Raw genomic sequence first — 12,892 nt, forward strand, 5'->3', positions numbered from 1 at the left:
CTGAAGCCTCTTCACAAACAGAGGTTGAACAACCTCATAATGAAGTGGTGGATACACCGGTAGCTGATGATGAAGATCCGTTTGCATTTGATGAACTATTTAGCGGAGCGCCTTCGGTTAGCGATGCTGAAATAGATGAAATCACTGAAGACGAATTTGAAAGCTTACTTGATGAGCTGCACGGTAAAGGACAAGGTCCTGCAGTTGAAAAACCAGTAGCAAGTAGTAGTGATTTTAGTGGTGATATTACTGATGATGAATTTGACAGCTTATTAGACGAGTTACATGGTGTTGGCAGTTTTGGTGAAGTTACGAGCAAACCTGAACAAAATGATGCCAATAAAACACCTGTAGAATCTGCTATACCAGCTGTAAATACAGTTAATTCATCAGATGATGAAATTAGTGATGACGAATTTGAAGCGCTTCTTGATGAACTTCATGGTAAAGGCACTGCTCCTAAATCGATAGAAAGTGCGCCAGCTGCAAAACAACCTGAACCTGTTTCACCGCCAGCTAAACAAGTGAGTGAACCAGTAAAAAAAGCTGAGCCAGCTAAAGCTCCTACTCCAAAACCAGTTGAAAAAGCGCCAGAGAAGCCAGTAGCTAAAGTACCACCAGCAGCTCCAAAAAAATCAGCGCCACCAGCAGCAGAGACCACTGTTCGCGTAGATACAAAACGACTCGATCAAATTATGAATATGGTTGGTGAGTTAGTTCTTGTACGAAATCGTTTGGTTAGTTTAGCGACTAACTCAGACAGTGAAGCGATGGGTAAAGCAATCTCTAACTTAGATGTAGTGACTGCGGATATTCAAGGTGCGGTTATGCAAACGCGAATGCAACCAATTAAGAAGGTATTTGGTCGCTTCCCTCGCGTTGTACGCGACTTAGCACGTAGCTTAAATAAAGATATTGATTTAAAACTTATTGGTGAAGAAACCGATCTAGATAAAAACTTAGTTGAAGCACTTGCCGACCCGCTTGTGCATTTAGTTAGAAACTCAGTTGACCATGGTATTGAAATGCCCGCTGTTCGTGAAGCAGCTGGTAAGCCTAGAACAGGTAATGTTACTTTATCAGCGTCTCAAGAGGGCGACCATATTTTGCTAACCATCAAAGATGATGGTGCAGGTATGGATGCTGAAAAACTGAAAAAAATTGCAATTAGTAAAGGCGTACTCGATCATGACCAAGCGAGTCGACTTTCTGACACCGAAGCATATAACCTGATTTTTGCACCTGGCTTTTCTACAAAAGAAGAAATATCTGATATTTCAGGCCGTGGTGTAGGAATGGACGTAGTTAAAACTAAGATCACGCAACTTAATGGCTCAGTAAGCATTCAGTCTGAACTTGGTGTCGGTACTATTTTAGAAATAAAAGTACCACTTACCTTGGCTATATTACCGACATTAATGGTCGTTGTTGGCGCACAAACATTTGCGTTACCACTGGCTGGTGTTAGTGAGATATTCAATTTAGATTTAACGAAGACGAATGTAGTTGATGGGCAATTAACAATTATTGTGCGTAAAAAGGCGATACCGTTATTTTACCTTGAGCATTGGTTAGTAAAAGGCTCAGATCGTTCTCAGCGAAAATCTAAAGGTCACGTCGTTATTGTACAAATTGGTACGCAACAAATTGGTTTTGTTGTTGACTCATTAATTGGCCAAGAAGAAGTAGTGATTAAGCCGCTTGATGCGTTACTTCAAGGAACGCCAGGTATGGCAGGCGCTACAATAACTTCGGATGGCGGCATTGCACTGATTTTAGACGTTCCAAACATGTTAAAACATTACGCAGGCTAATAATAAAGTAGGTATATATTTAATATATACCTACGCATAAATTTAATAAGAGAGCTAAATGGCCGTTAAAGTTTTAGTTGTTGATGATTCAAGCTTTTTTCGCCGTAGAGTAAGCGAAATCCTTGAGCAAGATAGCGATATACAAGTTATAGGCTTTGCTGTTAATGGCAGAGAGGCTGTTGAGAAAGCAGCTCAATTGCGTCCTGACATGATCACCATGGATGTCGAAATGCCTGTACTTGATGGTATTAGCGCAGTTAAAGAGATAATGGCGAGTAACCCAACTCCTATCTTAATGTTTTCATCACTTACACGTGATGGTGCAGCAGCAACGTTTGATGCGTTAGATGCTGGCGCAATGGATTTTTTACCGAAAAAATTTGAAGATATTGCGCGTAATAATGAAGATGCAATTAAGCTTTTGCAAAGTAAAGTAAAAGATATAGGACGAAGACGTTTACCGCGAACATTTAGAGCGGCAACACCAGTTAAACCATCCATTTCAACTAAACCAACAAGTTCACTTTCGCAAAGAGCAAGCACATCAACAACTCAAATCAAGCAGCCTGATAGAAGCTTTCAAAGAGCTGCGCCTGCTGCATCGACAAGTTCAAATGTTGCCTCAATGCGAGCAAGTGGAAAACAATATCAACTTTTAGCTATTGGTACTTCTACAGGTGGTCCTGTTGCTTTGCAAACTATATTGACTCAATTGCCTGCTAATTTTCCTCACCCTATTTTACTTATTCAGCACATGCCAGCTGCATTTACGCCCGCGTTTGCAGCGCGCTTAAACGGTTTGTGCCAAATAAAAGTGAAAGAAGCACAACAAGGCGATCGTTTACAACCAGGAACTGCTTATTTAGCGCCTGGCGGGCAGCAGATGATGGTAGAGGGGCGTGGAGCAAATAGAACGCTGCGCGTATTTGAAGATCATAGCGAGAGAATAAGTTATAAACCAAGCGTAGATGTAACGTTTGCTAGTGCAGCTAAAACGTATCAAGGCGATGTACTTGCTATTGTTTTAACAGGTATGGGCGCTGATGGTCGTGATGGTGCAAGAATGTTAAAACAAACGGGGGCAACTATTTGGGCACAGGATGAGAAAAGCTGTGTCGTTTATGGAATGCCCCAAGCAATTGCTAATGCGGGGCTTTCAAGTGAAAGCTTAGCATTGAGCGATGTTGCAGCACGTATAATGAGAGAGGTAGGTTGTGGATAAACTCTCAATATTTGGACTATTGGTAGCACTTGGTGCAATAGGTTTAGGCTATTCTTTAGAAGGCGGTGTTGTTTCAGCTTTATTTAATGGCCCTGCGCTTATTATTGTACTTGGTGGCACGCTTGGCGCTGTTATGTTGCAAACCTCTGCTAGCACATTCAAAAAAATGCTAAATATGAGCTCGTGGGTTTTTGTTGCACCACAATACGATATTGAAGACGCAATAGAGCAAGTTAAACGATGGTCTCATAAAGCACGTCAAGAAGGTTACTTAGCGCTTGAGAATGAAGCTTTAGCTCACCCAGATGCGTATGCAGCAAAAGGTTTAAGCTTACTTGTCGATGGCTGCTCAGAGCAAAAACTACGAGACACGCTTGAAATTGATTTACTGCTAGAACGCGATCGTTTGCTTGAAGCCGCGCGTGTTTATGAAGCAATGGGGGGTTACAGCCCTACCATTGGTATTTTAGGTGCGGTGCTTGGCTTAATACAGGCAATGTCGTTTATTACCGATCCACAAATGCTTGGCGCCGGCGTTGCAACGGCATTTATTGCGACCATTTATGGTGTTGGTTTAGCTAATTTATTGTTTTTACCTATGGCAAATAAGTTAAAACAGCGTGTAGAGCAAAAAATGCTTTACCATGAAATGCTTGCTGAAGGCGTTATTGCAATAAGCATAGGTGAAAGCCCAGTAAATATAGAATTAAAGCTTGAAGCCTATCGTGTAGAGCGCCCTAATTTAGTGGACGAATAACATGTTACGCCGACGACTTCGTCACTCTGCTGCTAAAAGTCAACATACCGAACGTTGGCTTGTATCGTATGCCGATTACATGACTATTATGTTTGCTTTTTTTGTGGTTCTGTATGCGATAGCGATTAATAAAGAAGAACAATTCCAAATATTGTCAGATTCCCTTGAACAGGTTTTTGATAAGTCAGCTCGCCAATACTCCCAGCAAGGTGAAGGTGTCAACGGTAATGGAATATTGACAGATAGAGTGACACCTGAACAAGAAGTTCTTTATGGCGAAAGTATATTAAAAGAAGAGCAAGGTCCTGAGCTACTCGACGGCCAAAGTGATACAAGCAATATCCAGCAAAAGTATTTAGGCAAACCTCTTGATAGTTTATTAATTAAATTACAGTCAGCGCTTATTGATGAAATCCGTGATGGAGAAGCCAGTTTAGAGCTTAACCAAGATTGGCTGATTATAGAGCTAAGCTCAGGTATGTTATTTTCAAGCGGTAGTTCAGTTGCACACTCTCGAGCAAAGCAGGTCGTCAAGATTGTTAAAGATATTATTGCACCAGTAGATAACTATGTAAGAGTACGAGGTTATACTGATGATGAAAGTATTCGTAATGAGATATTTCGTTCGAACTGGGAGCTGTCGGTAGCTAGAGCCACGTCAATTTTAGTAGAGCTGGAAGCATTAGGCATTAATTCAGCTAGAATGGCGATAGAAGGTTATGGCCAATATTCACCTTTTGCAAGTAACGATACAGAACAAGGGCGCGCAGAAAATCGTAAAGTTGTTATCGCACTTTCTAAGTATGGATTACCGCCAAAACAAGAGGTTAAAAGTGACGGGCAAGCTGATGAGCCTGCAGTGATTGAACCTGAAATTGAACTTCCTTCAGATGACGATACAATAAAAATAATTCGTTTGCCTCATGGTGGTATTCGCATAACAACGCGCAATGAACAGTAATTAGGATGTAATGTGAAGATTTGGACTGTCGCTAATCAAAAAGGAGGGGTTGGTAAAACAACAACCGCAGTGAGCCTTGCCGGTATTTTGGCATTACAAGGTAAACGTGTATTGCTTATAGATACAGACCCTCATGCGTCACTCACTTATTACTTTGGCATTGACTCAGAGGATTTAGAAGTCAGTGTGTACGATATTTTTGCCCGTGGTACAAGTATGCAAAGTGAAGAGATACTCCAAGCTTTGTGTCCATCAACACTTCAAAACTTGGATATTTTACCTGCGACTATGGCAATAGCTACGCTTGATCGAAGTATGGGTAATAAAACAGGGATGGGGTTAATACTAAAAAAAGCGCTTGCAAAAATTAGCGAACATTACGATTATGCCATTTTAGATTGCCCTCCAGTTTTAGGGGTGTTAATGGTCAATGCGCTTGCAGCAAGTGAGCGAATTTTAGTGCCAGTGCAAACGGAGTTTTTAGCACTCAAAGGGCTTGATAGAATGATGCGTACTATGGATTTGATGCAATCCTCTCAAGCAAAAGATTATCAATATACTATAATTCCTACCATGTACGACAAACGTACTAAAGCATCGTTAGAAGCATACAAAACATTGCAAAGTACATATGGTGATAAAGTTTGGCCAGGTGTGATACCGGTGGATACCAAATTTAGAGATGCAAGCTTTGCACAAAAAGTACCTGTAGAGTATTGTCCTCGCTCGCGCGGTGTATACGCATATAAAGCACTGCTAGAATATTTAATTGAACAAGGTTAATGAATGAGTAAGCAATTGTTTGCTAATGAAAAAGTAATGAAACAATACCTCGGGGCTTTGTTATGTGAAGATGAGCCTGTAGATAACCTTGAGCCAGTTGCAAAATTACTTGAGCAAATCCCAGATGATTCACAACAGCATATTCATTCAAAACCTAAAGAACAATTAAAAGCAGCAGAGAGTACATTTGATAATGACTTGCTCAATGTTGAAATTGAGCCAATAGCTGAGCCAGCGTTTGAAACTGAAAAAGTTAATGAAGTGGTTGACGAGGAAGTAATAGCACCTGCAATTACTACTATAGAAAAGCCAGAGCTGGAGATTGTAACTACTAGCCAATCAGACTATTTTGATGGTGAATTTCAGGCATTGTTTTTTGAAGTTGCTGGCTTGACCTTGGCTGTGCCATTAAAAGCACTTGGTGGAATACATCAATTAGGTGAAGTAAATCATTTGTTTGGTAAGCCGAAATGGTTTAAAGGCGTTATGCTCAACAGAGAAGAAAAGCTTAATGTTGTTGATACTGCGCGTTGGGTTATGCCAGAAAAATATGATGATAAATTAGAGGCATCTTTAGATTATCAATATTTGATTACACTAGGTGATAGCCAGTGGGGTTTATTAGCTGAAAAGTTGATAAATAACATTACATTGAGTAAAGAAGATGTAAAATGGCGTACAAATAAAAGCAAGCGCCCATGGCTTGCTGGCGTTATAAAAGAAAAAATGTGTGCTTTGATAGACGTAGATAATTTAAATATATTATTAGAGAAAGGCTTAGATAGCCGTCAGTAGTAATGACCATTACGGGGTAATAGCATGAATCAAGATAAATTACTGTCAGCAAATAAAAACGCAGATAATAACGATGAAATTTTACAGTGGGTTACGTTTAAGCTAGAGGAAGAAACCTACGGCGTAAATGTAATGCAAGTACAAGAAATACTTCGTTATACAGAGATAGCTCCTGTACCAGGTGCACCTTCATATGTGATTGGTATTATTAACTTACGCGGCAACGTTGTTACCGTTATTGATACTCGCGCACGTTTTGGTTTGCTAGCTGCTGATGCAACTGACAACTCTCGCATCTTAATTATTGAAGCAGAAGAGCAAGTTATTGGTATTTTAGCCGACAGCGTATCGGAAGTGGTTTACTTGCGCAGCTCTGAAATCGACAGTGCGCCAAATGTTGGTACTGAAGAAAGCGCTAAGTTTATTCAAGGTGTTTGTAACCGCGATAATGAATTACTGATTTTGGTTGATTTAAATAAGTTACTCAGTGATGACGAATGGGATGAGTTAAGCGATATATAAGCTTTACCAAATAAATTATGGTGTTACTTAGTATAGCTATATCAGCGTTAGCGGTAGGACTTATATCGCTGGCGTTAATTATTGCATTAAAAAATAAACACGCGAATGAAATTAATGCTGTATCGCAGCAGCTTAAAGATAGCTCTGAGCAGACTCATATTTTGCGCAGTGAGATTTCGGAGATTAGAACCGGGCTCTTAAGTATTGGTAAGCGAGTGCTTGAAGTCGAACAACAAAATCAAGATTTAATGCAACAGCAAGCGGCGCAAAAATACGATGACCCTGATGCTAAAATTTACTCTCGTGCTGTAAAAATGGTTGAGTTAGGTGCAGACCTTGATGAAGTAATACGCGAGTGCGAACTACCACGAGCAGAAGCCGAATTACTATTTTCATTACATAAACAAAAAGGTGCTTAGCGCCTTTTTTTATGTGCGGATAAATTCGCTCAAGCCTTAATATTTAACTTACCTTGAAAATCCTGCCAACCTGGCGGAAATTGACCTCTTAATACATACGAAAACGCAATAAGCTCTGCAATAACATAATAAAGCTCTTTAGGAATTTCTTCTCCTAACTCTAAATGCGACAACGTTTTAGCAAGTGCTGCATCTTCGTGGATCATAATTCCTTTTAGTTTAGCCGCTGCTATTATTTCATCAGCTAATTCACCAAACCCCTTAACACTTACAGTGGGTGTGTTACCAGCTTCGTACAAAAGCCCAATGGCTGATTTATTAATCGGTGTATCACTCATAGCTAAACCTTAATATTAATAATTGCGTGAGATTTATAGAATGCCTGATTGTTGGCATCGCCTCGCCTTAAATTGAGCTCGCCAACTTGTAAGCCATGTTTAGCTAGTTTTGATCTTAAATTATCTAAGTGAGGGTGAGCAATTGCACTTACTTCTTGGCTCGAGGCTAATAGCTGGCAATCGAGTGCTTTATCCATTAACTCAGCAGTAATTTGTAGCTGCCCAAGTTGGGCATAATCAAAGTTTAATCTGACAAACCATACATTTTTATCTTCTAATTTACCGGCGCTTGGCTTTTTATACTGTCCAAGTGTTATTTCTGTTTGAGCTGCTTCTGGAGGTAATCTCATCGGTAATAAAAATTGTGCAAGCGTGTTTGTGTCTGGCTGTTGATTTGGTGTTGAGACACTCACTTGGGTAAGTGTGTTTTTAACGTGTACGATTTCGCTGGCCAAAGCTTGTACTTGAGCTTGTTGAAGCTGTTCAAGCATTTTTGCTCCCGTGTTACCCATTTTAAAAGTAGGTATAAGTACTTGTAAGAGAGCATCTAAGCCAGTTTGATTATTAAAACTGATAGGCGTTACTGATTGGCTAATGAGAGGCGCAGCTAAAATACTCACAGCCACCTGTTCAAGCCCTTTAGTGAAACTACTTTGCAGCATATCACCCGCTAGTTGAGTGGGCTGTAAAGTAGCAAGTATCTCACGCTGTATGGTTGCAGGGTTTATGTTATTACTTGAAACCATACGGTTAAATGCCTGATTAATTAAGCGAGTTAAATCAGGGGTGTCTTTTGTTGCCTTATCTGTAATATCAGTAATTTGACTGCTTAAAAGTTGTTTATTGTAAGCCAGCCTATCTGTAGGGGTTGTGGCATCAGGAAGCTTTAATAATGTACTTAATAGTTTTGCTTCTATTGGTTGTAGCATTTGACTACGAGAGGGTGCATTAGATAACGGCTCAGTTAACAAGGTAATGCTTTTAGAGTTCACTGTGCTTGTGTTGTTTTGATTGTTATCGTTTATTGCAAGCTGTGCTGAGGAGGTGGTAAGTCCCTTAGTGACTACTTCATTGGTAGGGTTAACCAAGGCGTTCGGTTTACTGTTTTCACTAGTAATAAGGGGTTTTAATTGGCTTGCTTTTAAATCACTTAGCTTAGCGCTCGCCACTTCACCTGAGGTAGTATTATTTGTTATTGGCGTGTAGGTTGTTGCTGTGTTTGCAGGTGTTTGCCAAACACTAACACTTCCTTTTACTAGTTGCGTTAATTGTACAATCGGCGGGAGCCTTGAAAAGTGCTCTGGCAAAATATTGCTCGTATTGTTATTTAACGCAGTACTCACACTTTGAGTAATGTTAACTCTATTTAGCGGTGATTCACTCAGTTGTATAGCTAAAGACGTTTTTTGTTGCGCGGGCGAAGTTGATAGCTGCGTTAACTCAGATTTACTTATTGTAGCAAAAGGTTTATTTTCAAAATATTTAACCGCATCATTAATTCGCGTTTTTAAATCACTAAAACTATTTTGTAGCCACGATTTTATTGGACTATTTAGGGTCAATAATGGATTTACTTTAATATTACTCGCAGAAACGGCTACTTCAGGTGCATTGCTTTTTTGCGCTAAAAGTAACTCGTTAAATGGTTTTGAGAATGAGTTGTTAAGCGTTACTTTTATATTGTTTGTATCGGTTTTAATAAATAATTTATCTGCCTGGTTGACTAAATTTACTTTAATAGGTGTATTCGGTAGTTCGGCAAGTTGTTGATTAGTGATAGTTGTTGTAAATGAACCTGACTTTTGAGGATGAGTTAAAATAGCCAGTTTTGGTGTTACTTGAAGCTGTGCACTGGGTAACAAGGCCGCGAGTAAATTAGTAAGTTTAGTTTGGCTAAGTGGTTGCGAGTGAACCGTATCAGCAAAGCGGTTAATAATATTAATCTGCGCGCCTTTATTAGTCGTACTAACAACTACTTTTAAGGGCTGTTCAGTTGTAAGTAACTGGGCTACGTCTTTATTTATGGCAATACTTGCGTTGAGTTTATCAATAACTAACTTGGGAGAAGGGGATACAGCAACTTGTACATCCATTGGTTGGCTTTGTACCTCAGTGCCCGTGCTTACATAATTTAACAAGCGCTGCAATTGTACTGGCTGATTTAAAGTAAGGGTTGTACTGTTTGGCGAGATGTTGAGCTGCTTACCATCAGGGCTGATCTGTATGTTAGCACTGACTATTTTTTGCAGGTTTTGTGGTGCGCTTGTAGTGCCAAGCCTTAATGTTTGCCAATGCTTATCAATAAATACATCAAGCGTAATCGAGTCTTTCGAAAATTGGATGTTTTTAGCCGCAAGTACCTCACTAGGTAACTGTGGTAACTCATTGGTCTGGCTGTGAGCAGATTGATTGATAACCAATGAGTTAGATAATGTTATTTGCGTTGGTGTATTCATTATTTTAAATCAAGTTTTTGTTAATCGATTATAAAGCAATATTCGTATTACCCTATCATTATGGTAGACTAACGCCTAATTTTTGGCAGAGAGAATCGTCATCTTGTTACACATTAAGTCCGTCACCTGCATCAAGCAAGATCGTTGTTTGTTTGCGGATCTTAATTTTAGCCTTAATAGCGGTCAAATCATGCAATTAGCGGGTCCTAATGGGGCTGGTAAAACATCGCTACTGCGTATTATTGCTGGCTTTTCTGTGCCTGATGAAGGGTCTGTTCTGTTCCAAGATCAACCTATATCTAAGTACTATGAAGAGTATGCCAGAGATCTGCTTTTTATAGGGCATAAAACAGGTGTAAGTACTCAGCTTAGTGCAGTTGAAAATGTTCGCCACTGGTTACAAATTAATGGCTACATAAATGAGCCTGATTTATATCCTATTTTAGCGCAACTTGGCCTTGTTGGACTTGAAGATGTACCCGTTAGAATGCTATCTGCTGGACAACAACGACGTGTAGCGCTTGTTAGGCTTTGGTTAAGTGATGCTAAATTATGGGTACTTGATGAGCCATTTACCGCGCTTGATAAAAGCGGTGTCGCCTTTTTACAGCAGCGATTTACTGAACACTTACAAAGCGGTGGTGCCATTTTATTAACGACCCACCAAGACTTAACGACCCACTTTAGTAACTTACAAACGGTTACACTGGAGTATCGCCACTAATGACTCGTCAACACTCTTATTGGTTGCTATTTAGTGCGGTATTTACCAAAGATGTAAAACTTGCGTTTCGCCAGCGCGCCGAAATTGTAAATCCTATTTTATTCTTCTTAATTGTAATTTCATTATTTCCGTTAGCAATAGGGCCTGAGCCCGGTCTACTTGCGAGAATGGCGCCAGGTATTATTTGGGTTGCCGCATTACTCTCTACCATGTTGGGTTTAGATAAGTTGTTTAGGGATGATTTTAACGATGGCTCGTTGGAGCAGTTAATTGCATCCTCTTATCCATTATCGCTAACCGTACTTGCTAAAGTGGCTGCTCATTGGGTGGTAACAGGTTTACCGCTTGTATTAATGACCCCGCTATTTGCATTGTTGTTAAACCTAGAAAGTACGGCGTTAACAGCGACTGTTTTAACATTATTATTAGGCACTCCACTATTGAGCTTTATTGGCGCAATAGGCGCAGGGCTTACTGTAGGATTACAAAAAGGGGGTATTTTGATGAGTTTACTGGTACTGCCTTTGTATATTCCTGTTTTGATTTTTGCAACGTCGGCTATCGATACCAGTACAATGTCACTGGATTATAGTGGGCAGCTTGCCATCCTTGGTGCAATGTTACTTATTGCTATTATTAGCGCACCAATTGCCATATCGTCAGCTTTAAAAGTGAGTGTAAGTTAATGTGGAAGTGGTTACATCCCTATGCTAAAGCAGAGCGTGCATACCAGTTATGCAATACGTTACTGCCTTATTTTGCCGTAGTTACCGTAGTTAGTATGATTGTTGGATGGGTATGGGGGCTTGGTTTTGCACCTGCCGATTACCAACAAAAAGACAGCTACCGTATCATTTTTATTCATGTGCCTTCTGCCATTTTATCTATGGGTGCTTACTCCTCAATGGCCATTNATTGTTGCACTTGTATGGCAGCTACGAAATGCCGAGCTTGCTGTTATTGCTATTGCGCCTGTTGGTGCATGTATTACTGCTATAGCGCTAATTACTGGCGCTGCATGGGGTAAGCCTATGTGGGGTGCTTGGTGGGTATGGGATGCACGTTTAACGTCTGAGCTTATTTTATTATTTTTATATCTTGGCGTGCTTTCGCTTTACCATGCATTTGAAGATAAGAAGTCAGCAGGGCGTGCGGCTTCTATTTTAGCAATTGTTGGCGTAATTAATTTACCTATTATTCATTACTCTGTTGAGTGGTGGAATACGTTACACCAAGGTGCAAGCATTACAAAGCTAGATACAAAAGCAATAGATCCAAGTATGTTTTGGCCTCTTATGGTTAATATTTTAGCCTTTGCTGCTTTTGTTGGAACAGTGACTTTAATTCGTCTTAAAAATGAAATTTTGCAACGAGAAAAGCACCGACCGTGGGTTCGCTCGTTGTTAAATAAGGGGTAATTATGCAGTTTGACTCTTTTTCTGATTTTATTGCAATGGGAGGTTATGGATTTTATGTCTGGCTTTCTTTTGGTACATGCGCACTTATTTTACTCGGTATTTTAGTGAACTCTTTGAGAGACACCAAACGTATTATGGCTTCAGTGGAGCAACAAATAATACGTGAAGCGCGAATTAAAAAAGCTAAGCAGGAACAAATCTCATGAATCCAAGACGTAAAAAGCGCCTATTGGTAATTATTGCCGTACTGTTTGGTATTGGTGGGTCAATTGGTTTAGTGCTTTATGCACTGCAAGAAAATATTAATCTTTTTTATACGCCAAGCGAATTAATTGATGGCAAAGGCCCTAACAAAGAAAAACCACATATAGGTCAAAAGTTACGTATTGGCGGCATGGTTGTGCCAGGCACGGTTGAGCGTAATGAACAAAGCTTACAAGTAAGCTTTAAGCTAATAGATACAGGTCCATTAGTGACTGTGCGTTATCAAGGCATATTGCCAGACTTGTTTCGTGAGGGGCAAGGCATTGTAGCGCAGGGCGTATTAGTCGAGCCTAATGTTATTGAAGCATTTGAAGTACTAGCAAAGCATGACGAAGAATATATGCCAGCAGAAGTTGCAGAGGCAGTTAAAGGTATTAAGCACGAAAAACCAAAATACAACTTAGATAGTGGTAATTAGC

Annotated in this window: 13 protein-coding genes and 2 pseudogenes (1 of these 15 cut by a window edge); 13 read left to right on the plus strand and 2 right to left on the minus strand. The window is 40.0% G+C overall.

Annotated elements, in window-relative coordinates; translation table 11 throughout:
• The 8 genes and pseudogenes from L652_RS01000000123320 to L652_RS0105765 form a co-directional block, all read left to right on the plus strand.
• Nucleotides 1-1,814: pseudogene (locus tag L652_RS01000000123320) on the plus strand (chemotaxis protein CheA) (it extends 413 nt beyond the left edge of the window).
• 58 nt (nt 1,815-1,872) lie between these two features.
• A complete protein-coding gene (locus L652_RS0105735; RefSeq protein WP_024595390.1) occupies nt 1,873-3,036 on the plus strand; it encodes a chemotaxis response regulator protein-glutamate methylesterase in 1,164 nt (387 codons plus the stop codon).
• Nucleotides 3,029-3,793 (plus strand): flagellar motor protein, encoded by a 765-nt coding sequence (locus L652_RS0105740; protein WP_024595391.1) that lies wholly within the window; start codon nt 3,029-3,031, stop codon nt 3,791-3,793. Before L652_RS0105735 ends, L652_RS0105740 begins: the two co-directional genes overlap by 8 nt.
• 1 nt (nt 3,794) lies before the next feature.
• Nucleotides 3,795-4,754, plus strand: coding sequence for a flagellar motor protein MotB (locus tag L652_RS0105745; RefSeq protein ID WP_024595392.1), 960 nt, complete (start codon nt 3,795-3,797; stop codon nt 4,752-4,754).
• A gap of 12 nt (nt 4,755-4,766) precedes the next feature.
• Nucleotides 4,767-5,537 (plus strand): ParA family protein, encoded by a 771-nt coding sequence (locus tag L652_RS0105750; protein ID WP_002959298.1) that lies wholly within the window; start codon nt 4,767-4,769, stop codon nt 5,535-5,537.
• A 3-nt stretch (nt 5,538-5,540) separates the two neighbouring features.
• A complete protein-coding gene (locus L652_RS0105755) occupies nt 5,541-6,332 on the plus strand; it encodes a chemotaxis protein CheW (protein WP_024595393.1) in 792 nt (263 codons plus the stop codon).
• Between the two features lie 24 nt (nt 6,333-6,356).
• Nucleotides 6,357-6,854 carry a chemotaxis protein CheW gene (locus L652_RS0105760; RefSeq protein WP_002959294.1) on the plus strand — a complete coding sequence of 166 codons (498 nt, stop codon included), beginning with the start codon at nt 6,357-6,359 and terminating at the stop codon, nt 6,852-6,854.
• A 17-nt stretch (nt 6,855-6,871) separates the two neighbouring features.
• Nucleotides 6,872-7,273 (plus strand): DUF2802 domain-containing protein, encoded by a 402-nt coding sequence (locus tag L652_RS0105765; RefSeq protein ID WP_024595394.1) that lies wholly within the window; start codon nt 6,872-6,874, stop codon nt 7,271-7,273.
• 29 nt (nt 7,274-7,302) lie between these two features.
• On the opposite strand, the gene L652_RS0105770 is transcribed toward L652_RS0105765, so the two are convergent.
• Complete coding sequence (locus L652_RS0105770) at nt 7,303-7,611, minus strand: EscU/YscU/HrcU family type III secretion system export apparatus switch protein (protein ID WP_007377933.1); 309 nt, start codon at nt 7,609-7,611, stop codon at nt 7,303-7,305.
• A gap of 2 nt (nt 7,612-7,613) precedes the next feature.
• Complete coding sequence (locus L652_RS0105775; protein WP_024595395.1) at nt 7,614-10,067, minus strand: flagellar hook-length control protein FliK; 2,454 nt, start codon at nt 10,065-10,067, stop codon at nt 7,614-7,616.
• A 103-nt stretch (nt 10,068-10,170) separates the two neighbouring features.
• Here L652_RS0105775 and ccmA point away from each other — a divergent pair, with 103 nt between their 5' ends.
• The 5 genes and pseudogenes from ccmA to ccmE all read left to right on the plus strand — a co-directional run bounded on the left by ccmA (nt 10,171) and on the right by ccmE (nt 12,891).
• Nucleotides 10,171-10,791, plus strand: a complete 621-nt coding sequence (ccmA, locus tag L652_RS0105780) for a cytochrome c biogenesis heme-transporting ATPase CcmA (RefSeq protein WP_076914916.1) — start codon at nt 10,171-10,173, stop codon at nt 10,789-10,791.
• A complete protein-coding gene (gene ccmB / locus L652_RS0105785; RefSeq protein ID WP_002959286.1) occupies nt 10,791-11,477 on the plus strand; it encodes a heme exporter protein CcmB in 687 nt (228 codons plus the stop codon). Before ccmA ends, ccmB begins: the two co-directional genes overlap by 1 nt.
• A pseudogene (gene ccmC / locus L652_RS01000000123325) lies at nt 11,477-12,209 on the plus strand (heme ABC transporter permease CcmC). Before ccmB ends, ccmC begins: the two are co-directional and overlap by 1 nt.
• Nucleotides 12,210-12,211: 2 nt before the next feature.
• Nucleotides 12,212-12,415: a heme exporter protein CcmD gene (gene ccmD / locus L652_RS0105795; RefSeq protein ID WP_002959284.1), complete on the plus strand. Its 204-nt coding sequence runs from the start codon at nt 12,212-12,214 to the stop codon at nt 12,413-12,415.
• A complete protein-coding gene (gene ccmE, locus L652_RS0105800; protein ID WP_002959283.1) occupies nt 12,412-12,891 on the plus strand; it encodes a cytochrome c maturation protein CcmE in 480 nt (159 codons plus the stop codon). Before ccmD ends, ccmE begins: the two co-directional genes overlap by 4 nt.
• The last annotated feature ends 1 nt before the right edge of the window (nt 12,892 follow it).

Origin of the sequence: Pseudoalteromonas sp. TB25 (genome assembly GCF_000497995.1) — a bacterium.
Lineage (GTDB): Bacteria > Pseudomonadota > Gammaproteobacteria > Enterobacterales > Alteromonadaceae > Pseudoalteromonas > Pseudoalteromonas distincta.